13 protein-coding genes and 1 riboswitch are annotated in these 15,684 nt (G+C 47.5%); of the genes, 9 read left to right on the forward strand and 4 right to left on the reverse strand.

What is annotated here, in order from left to right:
* Window positions 1–40 precede the first annotated feature (40 nt).
* From AC0VYE_RS04565 to AC0VYE_RS04580, 4 genes are read left to right on the forward strand one after another with little or no spacing between them, the layout of a single operon-like run.
* Window positions 41–946: an ABC transporter permease gene (locus tag AC0VYE_RS04565; protein ID WP_054027178.1), complete on the forward strand. Its 906-nt coding sequence runs from the start codon at window positions 41–43 to the stop codon at window positions 944–946.
* On the forward strand, window positions 940–1,839 hold the full coding sequence (locus AC0VYE_RS04570) for a carbohydrate ABC transporter permease (protein WP_475446327.1): 900 nt from the start codon (window positions 940–942) through the stop codon (window positions 1,837–1,839). The genes AC0VYE_RS04565 and AC0VYE_RS04570 overlap by 7 nt, the downstream gene beginning before the upstream one ends.
* Before the next feature lie 44 nt (window positions 1,840–1,883).
* Window positions 1,884–4,199, forward strand: a complete 2,316-nt coding sequence (locus AC0VYE_RS04575; RefSeq protein WP_475446329.1) for a helix-turn-helix domain-containing protein — start codon at window positions 1,884–1,886, stop codon at window positions 4,197–4,199.
* Window positions 4,200–4,256: 57 nt separating this feature from the next.
* The gene (locus tag AC0VYE_RS04580; RefSeq protein ID WP_475446331.1) at window positions 4,257–5,396 is read left to right on the forward strand and encodes a glycoside hydrolase family 88 protein; all 1,140 of its coding nucleotides are present in this window, start codon (window positions 4,257–4,259) and stop codon (window positions 5,394–5,396) included.
* Between the two features lie 42 nt (window positions 5,397–5,438).
* Here AC0VYE_RS04580 and AC0VYE_RS04585 read toward each other — a convergent pair whose 3' ends face one another.
* From AC0VYE_RS04585 to AC0VYE_RS04595, 3 genes are all read right to left on the reverse strand, one after another.
* A complete protein-coding gene (locus AC0VYE_RS04585; protein WP_475446333.1) occupies window positions 5,439–6,383 on the reverse strand; it encodes a proline dehydrogenase family protein in 945 nt (314 codons plus the stop codon).
* A 100-nt stretch (window positions 6,384–6,483) separates the two neighbouring features.
* Window positions 6,484–7,560 carry a phosphodiester glycosidase family protein gene (locus AC0VYE_RS04590; RefSeq protein WP_475446335.1) on the reverse strand — a complete coding sequence of 359 codons (1,077 nt, stop codon included), beginning with the start codon at window positions 7,558–7,560 and terminating at the stop codon, window positions 6,484–6,486.
* Window positions 7,557–7,988: a hypothetical protein gene (locus AC0VYE_RS04595; RefSeq protein WP_076271107.1), complete on the reverse strand. Its 432-nt coding sequence runs from the start codon at window positions 7,986–7,988 to the stop codon at window positions 7,557–7,559. The genes AC0VYE_RS04590 and AC0VYE_RS04595 overlap by 4 nt, the downstream gene beginning before the upstream one ends.
* A 262-nt stretch (window positions 7,989–8,250) precedes the next feature.
* Here AC0VYE_RS04595 and AC0VYE_RS04600 point away from each other — a divergent pair, with 262 nt between their 5' ends.
* The 3 genes from AC0VYE_RS04600 (at window position 8,251) to AC0VYE_RS04610 (ending at window position 11,733) form a co-directional block, all read left to right on the forward strand.
* Entirely contained in the window at window positions 8,251–10,008 is a 1,758-nt protein-coding gene (locus AC0VYE_RS04600) for a stalk domain-containing protein (RefSeq protein ID WP_475446337.1), read from the forward strand.
* A gap of 121 nt (window positions 10,009–10,129) precedes the next feature.
* Window positions 10,130–11,116 carry a peptide-methionine (S)-S-oxide reductase MsrA gene (gene msrA, locus AC0VYE_RS04605; RefSeq protein ID WP_083682630.1) on the forward strand — a complete coding sequence of 329 codons (987 nt, stop codon included), beginning with the start codon at window positions 10,130–10,132 and terminating at the stop codon, window positions 11,114–11,116.
* 47 nt (window positions 11,117–11,163) lie between these two features.
* Window positions 11,164–11,733 (forward strand): nitroreductase family protein, encoded by a 570-nt coding sequence (locus AC0VYE_RS04610; RefSeq protein WP_475446339.1) that lies wholly within the window; start codon window positions 11,164–11,166, stop codon window positions 11,731–11,733.
* A gap of 77 nt (window positions 11,734–11,810) precedes the next feature.
* Here the strand turns inward: AC0VYE_RS04610 and AC0VYE_RS04615 are convergent, their stop codons facing one another.
* Window positions 11,811–13,088, reverse strand: a complete 1,278-nt coding sequence (locus AC0VYE_RS04615) for a LysM peptidoglycan-binding domain-containing protein (RefSeq protein WP_475446341.1) — start codon at window positions 13,086–13,088, stop codon at window positions 11,811–11,813.
* Between the two features lie 511 nt (window positions 13,089–13,599).
* Window positions 13,600–13,699: riboswitch (purine riboswitch) on the forward strand.
* A 320-nt stretch (window positions 13,700–14,019) separates the two neighbouring features.
* Here AC0VYE_RS04615 and purE point away from each other — a divergent pair.
* On the forward strand, window positions 14,020–14,505 hold the full coding sequence (purE, locus tag AC0VYE_RS04620; RefSeq protein ID WP_339206946.1) for a 5-(carboxyamino)imidazole ribonucleotide mutase: 486 nt from the start codon (window positions 14,020–14,022) through the stop codon (window positions 14,503–14,505).
* On the forward strand, window positions 14,502–15,677 hold the full coding sequence (gene purK, locus AC0VYE_RS04625) for a 5-(carboxyamino)imidazole ribonucleotide synthase (RefSeq protein WP_475446344.1): 1,176 nt from the start codon (window positions 14,502–14,504) through the stop codon (window positions 15,675–15,677). The genes purE and purK overlap by 4 nt, the downstream gene beginning before the upstream one ends.
* Window positions 15,678–15,684 lie beyond the last annotated feature (7 nt).

The following is a 15,684-nucleotide window of genomic DNA, read 5'->3' on the forward strand; positions in this document are numbered from 1 at the left end:
TAAAAATCAATTTCGGTGGAAAGAGAGTGCACCTGCGATGATGAGAAAACTAGCTAACGATCTTGTGAGAAATAAAGCTATCTATTTTATGGTGCTGCCAGTTGTTTTGTATTATTTTATTTTTAAATATCTTCCGATGTACGGTTCAATTATTGCCTTTAAGGATTTCAGTATTGCCAAGGGTGTATGGGGAAGCCCATGGGTCGGCCTTGACAATTTCAAGGACTTTTTTGACAGCATCTATTTTTGGCGGGTGCTGCGCAATACGCTGTTGCTAAGCTTCTATCAGCTCTTGTTTGGTTTTCCAGCGCCGATTATTCTTGCTATTTTGCTCAATGAAATCCGTTTGAAGCTGTTCAAAAACGTCGTTCAAACGGTCGTCTATCTGCCTCACTTTGTATCGCTCATTGTCATTTGCGGACTCATTCTCGATTTTACGAACCGTGATGGGATTATCAGTACGATGATCGAATTTTTCGGGGGCGAACGCACTACTTTGCTTGGCGATGCCGCTAACTTTCGGTTCATTTATGTATTCTCCAGCATATGGCAGGAGCTTGGCTGGTCGTCTATCATCTTCTTGGCGGCGCTCAGCGGCATTAATCCCGAGCTCTACGAAGCGGCCAGAGTCGATGGTGCCGGGAGGTTTAGGCAAATGTGGAGCATTACGCTTCCGGGATTGATTCCAATCATTATGATTTTGCTCATTCTTCGAATCGGGGGGCTTATGGATATCGGATTTGAGAAGATTATATTGCTTTACAATCCGAATACGTATGAGACTGCGGATATTATCTCCTCCTTTGTGTACAGGAAAGGGCTTGCGGAAGGCCAGGACTACAGCTTTACTTCTGCCGTCGGCTTGTTTCAAGCTGGCATCAACTTTGTTTTGCTCATCAGCGCCAACTGGTTTTCCCGCCGGGTATCCGGGAACCGATTATGGTAAGGGGGAATGGGAACTTGAAAAATAATACGATGACAGACCGCACATTTGATATATTGAACGCCATTCTCATGCTTTTGCTTATCGTCGTCACCATTTATCCTTTCTATCATGTCGTAATGGCTTCCTTAAGCGACTCTAATCGATTGATTGCACATCAAGGCATGCTCCTAGGTCCGCTTGGATTTAGCTGGGAGGCTTACTCCCGCGTGCTCGACAATCCGAATATATTCAGCGGATACCGGAATACGCTCCTGATCCTCTTCTCTGGAACGCTGTTTAACTTGTTTTTCACGGCGCTTGGCGCCTATGGCTTGTCCCGTAAGTTCATGCTGCGCAAACCGATTATGATCGCTATCATATTTACGATGTATTTTAGCGGCGGACTGATTCCCACTTATTTATTGATCAACAACTGGCTGCATATGGGCAACAGCTTGCTGGCGTTAATCGTGCCGGTTGCAATCAGCACATGGAATCTGATCATCATGCGCACCTCCTTCGAGGCGATTCCCGAGAGCTTGATCGAATCTGCCAAAATAGATGGCTCCGGGGAGTTTGGTATTTTGTTCAAAATCGTCGTCCCGCTTTCCATGCCGATTATCGCGGTTATGATTCTATACTACGGCGTTGCCCACTGGAATTCTTGGTTCAATGCGATGTTGTTTATCCGTGACCGTAAATTATTTCCGCTGCAGATCATTTTACGAGAAATATTAGTCATTAACGATACGAGCTCCATGCAGCTGGGAGACGCGATGGCGGATCAAGAAGGAATCAGGGAAAGCATCAAATATGCCACAATTATGGTTGCAACGCTTCCGATATTGCTTGTGTACCCGTTTCTGCAAAAGTTTTTCGCGAAGGGCGTTATGATCGGTGCGGTAAAAGAGTAGTTGGTATATACTCGGAGTATATTTCTCTGGCGGTGGATGCTCATATGAAACGCAAGGTTTATAAGTTTTGGCTGTACTCGTATTTATTTGTCTTATTTATTCCAATCCTTATTACCTTGATCGTCCTGCTGCAATCACAAGAAATGCTGGTCAAGGAAGTGCGCAGAGCTAACGACACGCTCCTCGATCAGGTTCGGCAATTAGTGGACAATCAGATCACTGACATTCGCAGGTTAGGCACGCAATTATCGTTTGACCCGAAAGTCATGACGTATTTAAACCGTGAAACGTTGGATACGGCGGAAGCCAGGTTCGGCACGATGGAAATGATCTCGAGCCTTCAGTCTTATACGATTGCCAACGGCAATATAACCGATGCCTATATCTATCTCAAGAACAAAGAATATGGGATTACGACAACGACGTTTATGCCGGCAGACAATTTGTATTCCGTGCTCCATAAGGCATCGGGAAAAAGCTTTGCGGAATGGACAGAGTGGCTCCGGGCGAGCCATGCTGGTCTTTTCGTTACATTAAACGAAGGCGCCAAACAAACGGAAAACTCGCTCGTTTACGTGCAATCCTTGCCTATTCAAGAGATTAAAGCTGCCCCTGCGACACTTGTTGTGCTGCTCAATCAGGATCGGCTCAAGCAAGCGATTTCGAAAGTCGGTCTAGCAACCGAGAGTTCGGTTTATATCCTCGATCGCGAGGGCCATCCCATCATGATTACTGGCCCTCAGACTGGACTGGCTGAGCTGCCGATACCGAAAATGAGCAATCAACGCGGTTTTCTTACGGAACTAGTGGACGGCAACGATGCGGCCATATCTTATGTGAAGTCGGATACGACGAATTGGACCTATATTTCGGTTTTGCCGGAGCAAGTGTATTCCGCTAAAGTGAAGCTGCTGAAAAATTTGATTTATATTGCGATGCTGCTTTGCATCGGACTGGGCGGACTTAGCGCCTTTTGGCTTACGCGAAGAAATTATGCCCCTATTCAAAATATGATGAACTTTGTTTCAACAAAGGTCAAAACAAACATGATGAATATGCCGAACGAATTTGCGGTTCTGCAATCGTTTATGACCGACAGTGCAGCCATCCAAGATGAAGCAAGTAGAAAGCTGCTCGAGCAGCATCAAGTGCTGCGCAACCAATTTATGGCCCGTCTGCTGAAAGGCCGGGTGGATATGAGCTCCGCACTGCCGCAAGCCATTGAATCGTTTGATTTTCGGTTCGAGACAGACCGGTTTGCCGTCTTGCTGCTGCAGATCGAAGACTATGAACGGCTGTTTCAGGCGAATCAAGAAATGGATGCGGAAAGGAAGCTTCAATTCGTTTACCTGATCGTTACGAACATTTTTGAGGAGCTGTTATCCGCAGGCCATCGCTCTTATTTCACGGAAGTTGACGGCATGATTGCTTGCGTTGTAAACGTACTAGGGAAAGAGAAGGAAGCAAAGAAAGAGCTGCTCAAAGTGGCAAATGACGCTAAACGTTTTATTCAAGATAAATTTTTCGTTCGTTTTTCCGTGGGTGTCAGTGATATCCATACGTTTTGGTCGACGCTGCCAAAATGTTACGAGGAAGCGGTCGAGTCTCTGGAATATAAGCTTGTTCTTGGCTCCAACCAAATCATTTCCTATGAATCAATTAAGCGTCCCAAAAATGATTTGTATTATCCGCTCGATACCGAACGTCAATTAATTAACTTGATGGCGGCAGGCAATTACGATGATGCGGCAGCTGTCCTGCAGCGTATCCTCATTACGAATTTTTCCGAGGGAACGCTGTCCATTCAAATGGGAAAATTGCTGATGTTCGAACTCGTCGGCACGATGCTGAAAGCGGTAGAGCAGCTTCAACTTAGCACGAAAGAAATTATGGTGGAGAAAACGGATTTAATTAAGCAGATTACAGAGTGCGAAACCTTCGCAGAGATGGAAGAAGAAATTTTGGACTTCCTAAAGAAAGCCTGTGATTATTTGCAGCAAAAGAAGAAAAGCCATAATACCGATTTGAAGCGCCAAGTTGTCGAGCATGTCCTTCATAACTTGAATGATATGAATATTAGCCTGACGAGCATTTCGCTTGCTTTCGATATTAATCCGACTTACTTATCTCGATTTTTCAAAGAGCAAACCGGAGAGAATCTCGTCGATTTTGTTAATAAGCGGCGTGTTGAAAAGGTGAAAGCACTGCTTGCTGGGACCAACCACGCCATTCAAGATATTGCCGAGCAATGCGGCTTTGCAAGCAGCCAATCTTTGCTAAGGGTGTTTAAAAAGTACGAAGGCATAACGCCGGGACAGTATAGGCAGAGTTGGGATGGAAGAGAAGCTCTAGAGCGGTGAGGCTGAGAGCCGTCTTTTATTTTTGAATGATGCCGGAATATGGGAAGGGTGAATCCGATGAGCGTATGGCAAACAGCTATTGAGGACGCTTTACAGAAGACGAGGCGGAATATCGGCAAATTTGACGATCAATTTCCACATGTCAGCACGGACGGTGGGCGCTCGTATGAGTTGAACGCCAATGAGGATTGGACCGACGGCTTTTGGTCCGGCATGTTATGGCTTTGTTACGAGTACAGCGGCGATGACGCATTTCGGCAAGCGGCAGCCCGAACCGTTGAAAGCTTCCGGGAGCGCTATGAGGCGGACCGGGTGCTGGATCATCATGATATCGGATTTTTGTACTCGCTGTCGGCTAAAGCACAGTGGATCATAGAAAAGGATGAAGCTGCGAGGCAGCTTGCTATAAGGGCCGCCGACAAACTAATGGCAAGGTGGCGCGAGTCGGGGCAATATTTTCAAGCGTGGGGACCTGCTGGCGACTCTGTAAACGGCGGCCGCATTATTATCGACTGCATGATGAATTTGCCTTTGCTTTACTGGGCCTTCGAGCAGACAGGCGATGAACGGTACCGCCAGGCTGCGGTTCGCCATGCTGACAAGAGCCGACGTTATCTGGTCCGCGGGGATGACTCGTCCTATCATACCTTTCATTTTGATCAAAAAAATGGCGAACCGATCGGCGGCGATACAGCTCAAGGTTATACAAACGGGTCGACGTGGACACGGGGACAAGCATGGGGTGTATATGGATTCGCGCTGTCGTACCGGTATACGGAGGATCGGCTTTACCTAGAGACGTCAAAAAGGCTGGCGCGGTTTTTCTTGAGCCATCTGCCAGAGGATGAAGTGGCTTATTGGGACTTTAATGCGCCTATCGAGTCTGGAACGCCTCGTGACAGCTCGGCTTCTGCCATCTTTTGCGCCGGTTTGTTGGAGCTGCTCGATTTGATGGATGAGAGTGACCCGGAGCGCGCGTATTTCGAACGAAGAATACGGCTTGCGATGGAGTCGCTTGTACTCAATTATTCGACCATCAATGAGCCGAATGTGGAAGGCCTGATCAAAAGAGGCTCTTATCATGTTCGAGGCGGTTCGTCTCCGGATGATTTTATGATTTGGGGCGATTATTATTATTTGGAAGCTTTGCTTCGCCTAGAGAAGGGGATCAAAGGGTATTGGTACGAAGATCGATAGAAAAAACAGTCGAGCAGGTAAAGCTATCCTGCTCGACTGTTTTTACTTAGGGGATGCCTTCTTTAGACCGGACATGTTTTTAAGAACGAGCATGAGGTTAGCTGGTTTCTCGGCAAGTCGGCGGGTGAAGTAGGGGTACCACATGGCGCCGTAAGGGACGTAACAGCGGATGCGGTAGCCTTCCTTTGCGAGCTTCGCCTGTTCATTCATGCGGAGACCGTAGAGCATTTGGAACTCGAAGGCGCTTTTGGCTATACGGTTCGTACGCGCATAAGCTTTTACCCAGCTAATGATAGCATCATCATGTGAGGCAATGGCGGTATAGATGCCTTTGTCCAAATGAGCCTTGATCATGCTTTTGAAATTGTCGATGACCTCGTTTTTATCTTGATAGGCGACCTCACTCGATTCTTTGTAGGCGCCTTTAACGAGTCGCAAGCTTATGCGTGCTTGAAGCATATCGTTAACATCCTGCTCCGTTCGGAATAGGTAAGCCTGCAGCACGGTGCCGACATTGGTTAAGCCTTCTTTGTGGAGCCTTTTAACGATATCGATTGTAGCTTGCGTGTAAGGCGTATTCTCCATGTCAATTCGAACGAAGTTTCGATGGCGCCTTGCATGCTTGACTACGTCTCGAATGTTGGCGTAACAAGCCGCTTGGTCAAGAGCGAGACCCATTTGAGTAGGCTTCAGCGATACATGAGAATTAGCTTTCCGATCAGCTATGCCTTCGATTAGCTTCAAATATTGATCTCTGTATGCTGATGCCTCGCTTAAGTCCTGTATACCTTCGCCAAGATGGTCGAGCGTTGCCATAATGCCTAGCTTGCCCAGCTTTTCGAGCTCAAGCAAAGCCTCTTCAAGCGTCTCCCCCGCAATAAATCGGCTCGCGAGTTTTTTTCCATACGTAGTTGAAAGCTTTTCTACGAGCGGAATGCCTGTAATCGTCAATAATGATTTGCGGTACCATTTCGATCCAATGCCCATTCGTGCTGCTCCTTTCCGAAGAACAGTAGTAGGGGTCAAAACTTAGGAGTTCGATAATAGTATATTCAGAAGTCATCTTCATCGCGCTATGCAGGCCTAATTATTTAAATAACAAAAAGTGCGTCGGCAGTTTGCGAAGCTGTCCGTCGGAAGGCTTATTGATGACTCTTCCGTTAAAAATGAGCGAGGACGAGCCGCCGCCATCCAGGTTGTAGCCGTCAACGGCGCCATAGCGCTGCAGCAATAGCTGCATTTCACCAAGCGTAGCCCCTGAGCTGCCAGATTCGTTGTAGCCGTCAGCTACAAGAAACAGCAGCTGATCATCCTTGAAATTAGCAATGACGGTCCGTGGCGCGCGCTTTGGACTCGTCTGCCATTTGGCTGGGATCGGTTGTGGAGATCCGCCGCGCAGCAGTACAGGAACAAAGGATGCACCGAATTTCGGGTTTTTGGCATCCAGCTGTTGTTTGCTTGCGAATTTTCCGCCGATGAGCTCATTTTGCTCGTTTAACCCTACAAAAAACAAATCCGCACGCGGCGGCTCAAAGCTTGTTACGTAATCTCTGTCCACGATGGTTGTGCTTAGCGGATATCTTTTGCCTCGTCCATCTGCAAACCCGCCTGCATTTATGCCCGCAACAGCTCCATGCCGGTTAACTGCAGCGAGCGTAGTCTCCGCTTGTCCAAGCTCTTCACCGCCGAGCGACATCGTCATCGCATCTTTGCTCTTAAGCTTTACCTTGAGCGCGTACGCCGAGAAGTTTTCTGCTTTTATGTAGAAAAGCTGTGCTCTTAGCTTGTCCGATTCAATTGTGCCGGCGACCTTGCCAAGCTTGCTCGTAATATTGCGGTCGTAAATTTGCAAAGGTCTCATTGCCTGCGATGCAGCCATGGAAGATATCTTTGCCATATCGGCATTTGTTTCTTTGTACAGCTTCAGCTGTCTTTGAATGGACTCTCGTGTTTGTGATGCGGTCTCCTGTGCGAGGTCAAGGCCGGCAGCGGCATGTTTAATATCGGATTCGGGAAGCCTTGTTTGCTCGGTAATGGGCTTTGGAAAGGCTTCAGCAGATAATTGAATAACGATATCGGACAATAACAGCCAGATCATAATGCCTAGAAAAGGTGCACAGGCAAGCAGTGCAGTTCGATTTAACGCTTTGACGGTTATATTCATTTGAGCACGTCCAAGCTCTTCTGCAGCTCATTAAGCTGTTTTTTCACTTCATTCAACTGCGTATACAGCTTGTTGCTGTTGTCCGTTTTGGAAGCGGCGTTGTCCTTTGTGAACGTAAGCAGTTCATTCAGCGCATCGACTTTTGCCTTTAGCTCAGCAAGATCTGCGGTGTAGTCGGTTTCGAGCTTCAGCATGCGAGCCTCATAAGCTTGCTGCATAGCCGCAATTTGACCAGCGGTTTGCTGCTCCAAGTTTGCGGATAACGTCTGCTGAATCCGTTCGGTATACCATTTGGCGCCCAATATGCCGGAGCATATAATAATGACCCATATGCAGACAAAAAGAAGGAAGGTACGGTTTCCTTTCTTTCTGCGTGTTTTCTTATCGTATTGGCTGGCAGTGCGTTGTTCCAAAATCAAATCACTCATTCTATTCATTCACCTCTCTTGATAGTCACTTGCACGAAAGATCGGATGAACGAACTGCTAGCAAGGGTACATAGATTAGACTTCAATTGCTCCTAAATAGTTGCGGATGTCATCTTATTGTAACAAAGACAAACGTAGATGTCCTTTGCGATAGATGGGAATTTCCTGTAAATTTCAAAACGGACCGGAACATTCTCCCTCCTTTCGGCGTCTAACCATAAGGGATGCGGCAGCCGATGCCGCAAATTGGAAGGAGAACAAGATGAAAACACAGAATTGGTTTAAGCAAATGACTAAGCGAGTTCTCATAGCAGGCTTACTCGTTTCGCTGGCAGGTACTGGATTTGGAGTGAAGGAGGAAGCTAATGCAGCTGAGCGTCAGCCGATAAAGGTTGTGTTTGTGCATGGTTCGAAAAAAATGACTGTAAACGGCAAGGCGCAGCAAATGACGGCGCCGCTGCCGGTAGTAAAGGGAGTTACGATGATTCCTATTCGGACGATTGCTACTTCCGTTGGAGCAAGCGTTTATGCTGATAGTAAAGGCACTCATATCGATACTTATTTCAACAAAGTTACACTGAACAACAATATGCGTGGTGCGAATCGCAACGGAAGCTATGTTGTACTGCCAAATGCAGCTACACAAATTAATGGAACGATGCATGTGCCTCTTTCAGCAGTCAAGCTGCTGTGGAATGCCACTTATGTGTTTAATGCACAGCTTAAGCAAATTACCATAACAATTCAGCCGGAGCCAAACGTGCCGCCAGTAGCCCGCTTCGAAGCTCCGTATGAGGTGAAGCTCGGGGAGCCGATCGAATTTAAGGATTTGAGTTACGACCCTGATGGCAAAATCGTGAAGACAGAGTGGACCGGCCGTAAAAGTACATATTTTGAGCCAGGTGTTTATACCGTTACTCAAAGTGTCTACGACAATGATGGCGCACGAAGTGAAGTCGTGTCTCAAGATATTCGTGTAACAGAAGAGGTTATGTATACGCCTTATGAATACTACATGCGTTATGGTAACCCGGGCGATAAATTTGAAGTTGACGGGAAACTAATGAACACCTTCAAAGAGGTGGATACGATTGAATCCAAAGGCGGCCGCACATTGTATATGTCGAATGCGCCGGAGCGTTTCTTTGGAGAAGGTTTGCTGTACGAAGATACTTTGAATGATGCAAGTCGTTTATTCCTACATCACCGCAACGGCTCTGACGAGCGATTGAAGCTGGCGGTTGTAGTTACGAATAACGAAAACGAAAGCGTAAAGCTGACGATCGGCAACCGCGGTCTCGCTGGACCAAGCGTCAGTGCAATGCAATTTGGATCGGCTGCAGTGGCTAGATATTTTGCAAGCTCACAGCCGCGCGAGATGATTATTGAGCCTGGTACCTCCGCTGTGCTGCTGCCGGAGCTTGAGAAAATTATTATGAATCCAGACGAGGGTTTCTCGGGCTTGCTTGATGTCGATATGGACGGAAAGCTGACATTTTCTACGATGGCGCTTAAAGTAGATACCGACCCGATTAGTGCAGTGTCTATGGTTACTGAGCTGGAGAAGGTCGGAAATCGCGGCAAGTTCTTCGATACCGATCAATATATTGAAGTGAATGAGAAGGTTGGCGTTACAGAAAGCAAGCTGCGCTTAGGTCAACGTGGTCCTGCTATGGCAGGTGTAGATGCATTGACAGGCGGAATGACTATTAACGGCGGGGAATATGGTGCCGTAACGACCGTCAAGCTCAAAAATGTCGCTTGGGGAACGCGGATTATTCTAAATCCTCGAGCGGGAATTTTCCAAGGTGCAGTTAGTGTAAATGGAAAAGTGGTGTACGTCCCTTCAGGCGGTCATGTGAAGGTAGGCGAAGGAGCATTGATCTACACGCAACCGAATCAACCCGCTGGAGCAGCTGGCATGCAGCCTGCGCCAGAAGTAACGATTCAATATTCATCACCGGGCGCAAGCTCATTGCCGATCTTATTCGTATTTTTTCCAGGCTCGGACTTTAAATAACCAAGTAGAAGGAGGAAACGTCGCTGTCAAGCGATGTTTCCTCCTTTTTTTGTTGTTAGCCCACCTAGTATTGTATAATAGAGATTCATTATCATTTGAACCAACTAGGAGGATGATCAGCATGGATCAACCAATTACAAATAACGGCGCGAGCCGAAAAGAAGCAAAAGCAATGTTCGCAGGAGGCTGCTTCTGGTGCATGGTATCGCCATTCGAGGAAATGCCGGGTATTATATCGGTCGTATCCGGATACACGGGTGGACATACGGTAAATCCAACGTATCAGGAAGTATGCTCGGAGACGACAGGTCATGCGGAAGCGGTACAAATTACGTATGATCCTGCGATCTTCCCTTATGAGAAACTGCTTGATATTTTCTGGAAGCAAATCGATCCTACGGATGCAGGCGGTCAGTTCCATGATCGCGGGGAATCCTATCGGACAGGTATTTATTATTATGATGAAGAGCAGCGCGAGCTGGCGGAAGCTTCTAGACAAGAGCTTGAAGCTAGCGGTCGCTTCGACCGGCCAATCGTAACGGAAATCGAACCGGCGCAAGCTTTTTATCCGGCAGAGGACTATCACCAGGGCTATCACAAATCGAATCCGTATCGTTACAAAATGTATCGTAAAGGCTCTGGCCGCGACGCTTTTATTTCACAAAACTGGGCGATTAAGAAAGACCCAGCAGAATTGAAGCAGCGTCTTACGCCGATCCAGTATGAAGTCACACAAAACAGTGGAACAGAACGTCCATTTACAGGGGAGTATTGGGATCACACCGAGGATGGCATCTATGTAGATATCGTTTCTGGAGAGCCGCTGTTCAGCTCCCGCGATAAGTACGATGCTGGCTGCGGTTGGCCGAGCTTCACGAAGCCGCTGCAAGCAGCAGCTGTTTCTGAGCATACGGACTCCTCGCATTATATGGTACGGGTCGAGGTTCGCAGCAAAGAGGGCGATTCTCATCTCGGTCATGTATTTGATGATGGACCGCAGCCTACGGGGCTTCGTTATTGCATCAATTCCGCCTCACTGCGTTTTATCGGCAAGGATAAGCTGGAGGAAGAAGGATACGGCGAATATTTGCATCTGTTTGAGCAATAAGTTTTTAAGCATCTTATTATAGACATTTGGGTGGAGGAGAAGCTGAAATGAACATAGAAGAAGCGATTCGCACGAGAAGAACGATTGGAAGAGTGAAGAAGGACCCTGTTGACCGTGCACTTATTGAACGGTTGTTGGATGCAGCTGTTTGGGCGCCTAGCCATCATAATACGCAGCCGTGGTCATTTATTGTGATGACGGGTGAAGGCAGAGGGCGGCTTGCAGAAGGATATGCGCGTGTATCCGCGGCCGCTGTTCCTGAGCTGAGCGGACAGCCGCTTGAAGATCGTTTGGCTAAAGAACGTACCAAAGCATTCCGTGCCCCAGTCGTTATTGCGGCAGTATGCTCACCTTCGGATGATCCGCGTGCTGTACTGGCAGAGGAGCTTGCTGCTGCTCAAGCAGCGGTGCAAAATTTGCTGCTTTCAGCACATGCGAATGGACTTGGGGCGATATGGCGTTCGGGCGATCCAATGTACCACCCGATTATGAGAGAAACATTCGGCCTGCGTGAACAAGATCAAATCGTAGGTTTTATTTACCTAGGTTATCCGGATATGACGGCTCAAGAGCCGCAGCGTGTACCTGCCACTGCAAAAACGGTGTGGTTGGTTTAATAAATAAAAAAGAAGGCCGTACCGTTCGATTATGCCGAACGATACGGCCCTTCTTTTTATCTGTATTCAATCATTAATTATATGAGCTTTTTCACTTTAAAATTGGCTTGCAGTACATACCAGTTTTGCGGGAACGGTACGCCGAGCACCCAATAGCCGATGCCGCGAAGCTTATATATTTTGACAAGATTGAATTTGGCCTGAACGCTGCGTGCATCCTCATACCAGACGACATGCTCTCGGCCTTCCTTGTCGTAATAGTTATAGTAAGGTGATTGTCCCTCATCATCATATTGAATGGTGGCTCCGTAAGTATTCGCACGAATTACCGCTTCATGCGGACTGATCGTCGGTGCCCACTTTCCGCCTTGGACGTAGGGGAGCGTCCAATCGTAGCCATACAAAGGCATGCCCATTACGATTTTTTGGGGAGGAATAACGCTGAGGGCATATTGCAGCACCTTGTTGACCTCGTTCAGCGGAGCGACGGCTCGCGGCGGCCCGCCCGACCAGCCCCATTCATAGGTCATGAGAATAACAAAATCGGCGATGCGGCCTAGAGCCTGGTAATCATGCGCTTCATATAGCGTGCCTGCTTGGTCGGCACTCAGCTTGGGTGCGAGGCAAACGGATACGAGATAATTTTCCGGGTGCAGGCTGTCGACGAGCCTTTGAATAAAATGTTGAAATAACTCACGATCGGCAGGCGGAACATATTCGAAATCAACATTGAGCGCTAGATAACCTTTCTGCTTCATCATAACGAGAATGCTCGTTATGAGTTTTTGTTGAAGCCCGGCATCTGCGAGCACCGCATGGGCAGTATCAGGACTGAATGTGCCGTTTTCAAAATTAGTTAGAACCATCATAGGCGTAGCTTGTGTCTGGTAGGCTGCATTTATAATAGCTGAATCATCTAAAAGCGTAAAAGTACCGTCAGCCTGTACACGGTAACTGAATGGATTTAAATAGGTTAGATGTTGGCCGATGTCCTCAATTAAACGAACACCGGCAGCGTCAAATTTCTGTGTATAGGCGTTTACTTCAATCGTTGGCCGGACGGTTTGAGGAATAACGAGTGTTTGTCCCGGGTAAATAAGGGCGGGATTAGAGATTTTATTTATTTTCGCGAGCTCCTCCAGTGTAACGCCATATCGCTGAGCAATGAGCCAGAGCGATTCACCGTAATGTACTTTATGAGTGCTTGCATCAGCTGGAATAATAAGCGCCTGACCAATAACGAGTACGTTTGGATCGCTAAGGCCGTTTGCATCTGTGATGTCGCTTATCGACAAATCGTATATTTGAGAAAGCTTATAGATGGAATCTCCTTTTTGCACGACATGAATATGCACCCTATTCGAGCCTCCTTTTTAAAATAATTAGCGATTGCGGTCTCGGCTGCGGTGCTTGCCTGAATGCTAAGAAAAGACTCTCTTATAATGTATTCATTACATGGCTCTCGCATTCGAATGGGAAATGACAATCAACTGGCTTAAGGCAGACGGAGAAATGGGAATGATAAAGAAGAGGCGAAAAAAAGAATAAAAGCAAATAGGAATGCTGGGTATACAGAGTTGAAAAGAAGGTAAGTTTAGGGAATGATCAAGTGCGATACACCTAAATATGGTTATTTTACGCTGGATTTCCGATTATTTTATTCAAAAAAACGAACCTTTATAAAACATTCTCTTTTAATGTTCGTATTTCATTGACAGTGGTTTGGGGATTAGATAAACTAGAATAGGTTTGAGGCGGAATTGTCCGCTGGAACGTATTGCTGTTTGTTCTTAAGGCTAGAGTGAACAGAAATGTTTTGTGAAAAATTAGAACTGAAATTTATGGATGACTACAAATATCTTCCTACTATTTCATTTAAAGTTTACTCGTATATATTCGGGATCAGGCCTGAATGTTTCTACCCGAGAACCTTAATTTTCGGACTACGAGCAAAATGAGACGATAAGCGATATCAAATCGTAAGGTTTCGGATCGCCATAAAGCAAATGCAAGTCTGCAAAGTGCCTTGTTAGTTGGACACTGGTTGCCTCCTTTACGGGGCAGCCTTCTGTTGTCTTTTCGGCTCTGCAGCACGATTTGTCTCGTCCTCATTGAAGTGAAGCTTGATTGGCCATGGATTCGCATGAATACCGGTCTGTGCTTCCGCTCCGGTCCTGCGGCATCCCCATTCTTATGGCTGCTGAAGGGCCTTTTCTATTTTAGATGTGTTGTTTTATAGGATGCTTGATCATTAATTATCTTATAGATGAAAGTGGGTTTGAACGCATGTCTGCGAAGGTTGGCGTCATCATGGGCAGCAAATCGGATTGGGACACAATGAAATTAGCCTGCGACGTACTAGAGGAATTGCAAATTCCTTATGAGAAAAAAGTTGTTTCCGCGCATCGGACACCGGATTTAATGTTCGAGTATGCAGAAACTGCAGTAGAACGAGGGCTTAAGGTAATTATTGCCGGAGCCGGCGGAGCTGCACATTTGCCCGGCATGGTCGCTGCTAAGACGATTTTGCCGGTTATTGGCGTTCCCGTGAAGTCCTCGAATTTGAGCGGACTCGATTCCTTGCTCTCCATCGTTCAAATGCCTGGCGGCATTCCAGTAGCTACGGTAGCTATTGGCAATGCAGGCGGAACAAATGCTGGACTGCTCGCGGCACAAATGCTGGGAGCGTTTGATCCCGAGGTGCAGGCGCGTGTAATCGCACGTCGCGAGCGTGTAAAGCAGGAAGTGCTGGAAAGCAGTGAGACGTTATGAGTCAAAAAACGGACAAGCAAACGATCCAGACGCTGTTGCCAGGCAGTACGATCGGCATATTAGGCGGCGGGCAGCTTGGACGAATGATGGCGAATGCAGGCAGCGCGATGGGTTATCGCTTCATTGCTCTTGATCCAACGCTGGATGCTCCGACTGGACAAGTAGCAGAGCAAATCGTTGCAGCTTACGACAATCACGAAGCAGCGAGGGAGCTTGCAAAACGATCGGATGTCATCACATACGAATTCGAGAATGTGGACGCAGATGTAGCAGCGATGCTGATGGCAGAGTCTTATGTGCCGCAGGGAAGTGAGCTGCTGTATACAACGCAGCATCGGCTTCGCGAGAAGCGGGCGATTGAAGCGGCTGGCGTACGTGTTGCGCCTTACCGCGAGATTCGCAGCGTAGACGAGCTGCGCGAGGCTGTTGCCGCTTTTGGAACACCTTGCGTATTGAAAACAGCTATGGGCGGTTACGATGGCAAAGGCCAATGGGTCATTCGCAGCGAAAGCGAAATAGAGGAAGCGTATGAGACCTTAGCACGAGCGCGCGTCCAACTGGTGCTTGAGCAGTTCATTCGTTTTGATAAGGAAATATCAGTTATAGCGGCGAGAAGTCCGCAGGGTGAGATCAAAGTTTTCCCTGTCGCGGAAAACATACACGTCGATAATATATTGCATTTGTCTATCGTGCCAGCAAGAATTACGGAGGATTTGCAGCAGCAAGCAGAACGGCTTGCAGAGCGTATCGCTGAGGGGTTAGGCGTAGTTGGTCTAATTGCAGTAGAGCTGTTCGTTACAGCGGATGGTGAGCTGTTCGTAAATGAGCTTGCACCACGCCCGCATAACAGCGGTCACTACACGATGGAAGCCTGCCGGACGTCACAGTTCGAGCAGCATGTACGCGCGGTGTGCAATCTGCCGCTCGGGGATACGACGCTTATGAGTCCTGTGGTTATGGTGAACGTGCTGGGTGAGCATGTCGCACCGCTTCTAGAGCTTACAGCTCGCGCGGATGAAGCGGCTAAGCGCTTGAAGGTCGCTCCGAAATTGCATTTGTACGGGAAAAAGGAAGCTATTGTGAAGCGGAAGATGGGCCATGTCAATGTTTTGGCAGAAACGACGGATGCTGCGCTTAGCTGGATCGAAGAAACAACTATTTGGAAGGTGTGAAGCAATC

The sequence above is a fragment of the Pristimantibacillus sp. Z349TD_6 genome, assembly GCF_056173205.1.

Bases quoted from the DNA above. Each gene is read 5' to 3' on its own strand.
- AC0VYE_RS04565 (WP_054027178.1), top strand. From the start codon at position 41: ATGAGAAAACTAGCTAACGATCTTGTGAGAAATAAAGCTATCTATTTT.
- AC0VYE_RS04570 (WP_475446327.1), top strand. From the start codon at position 940: ATGGTAAGGGGGAATGGGAACTTGAAAAATAATACGATGACAGACCGC.
- AC0VYE_RS04575 (WP_475446329.1), top strand. From the start codon at position 1,884: ATGAAACGCAAGGTTTATAAGTTTTGGCTGTACTCGTATTTATTTGTC.
- AC0VYE_RS04580 (WP_475446331.1), top strand. From the start codon at position 4,257: ATGAGCGTATGGCAAACAGCTATTGAGGACGCTTTACAGAAGACGAGG.
- AC0VYE_RS04585 (WP_475446333.1), bottom strand. From the start codon at position 6,383: ATGGGCATTGGATCGAAATGGTACCGCAAATCATTATTGACGATTACA.
- AC0VYE_RS04590 (WP_475446335.1), bottom strand. From the start codon at position 7,560: ATGAATATAACCGTCAAAGCGTTAAATCGAACTGCACTGCTTGCCTGT.
- AC0VYE_RS04595 (WP_076271107.1), bottom strand. From the start codon at position 7,988: ATGAGTGATTTGATTTTGGAACAACGCACTGCCAGCCAATACGATAAG.
- AC0VYE_RS04600 (WP_475446337.1), top strand. From the start codon at position 8,251: ATGAAAACACAGAATTGGTTTAAGCAAATGACTAAGCGAGTTCTCATA.
- msrA (WP_083682630.1), top strand. From the start codon at position 10,130: ATGGATCAACCAATTACAAATAACGGCGCGAGCCGAAAAGAAGCAAAA.
- AC0VYE_RS04610 (WP_475446339.1), top strand. From the start codon at position 11,164: ATGAACATAGAAGAAGCGATTCGCACGAGAAGAACGATTGGAAGAGTG.
- purE (WP_339206946.1), top strand. From the start codon at position 14,020: ATGTCTGCGAAGGTTGGCGTCATCATGGGCAGCAAATCGGATTGGGAC.
- purK (WP_475446344.1), top strand. From the start codon at position 14,502: ATGAGTCAAAAAACGGACAAGCAAACGATCCAGACGCTGTTGCCAGGC.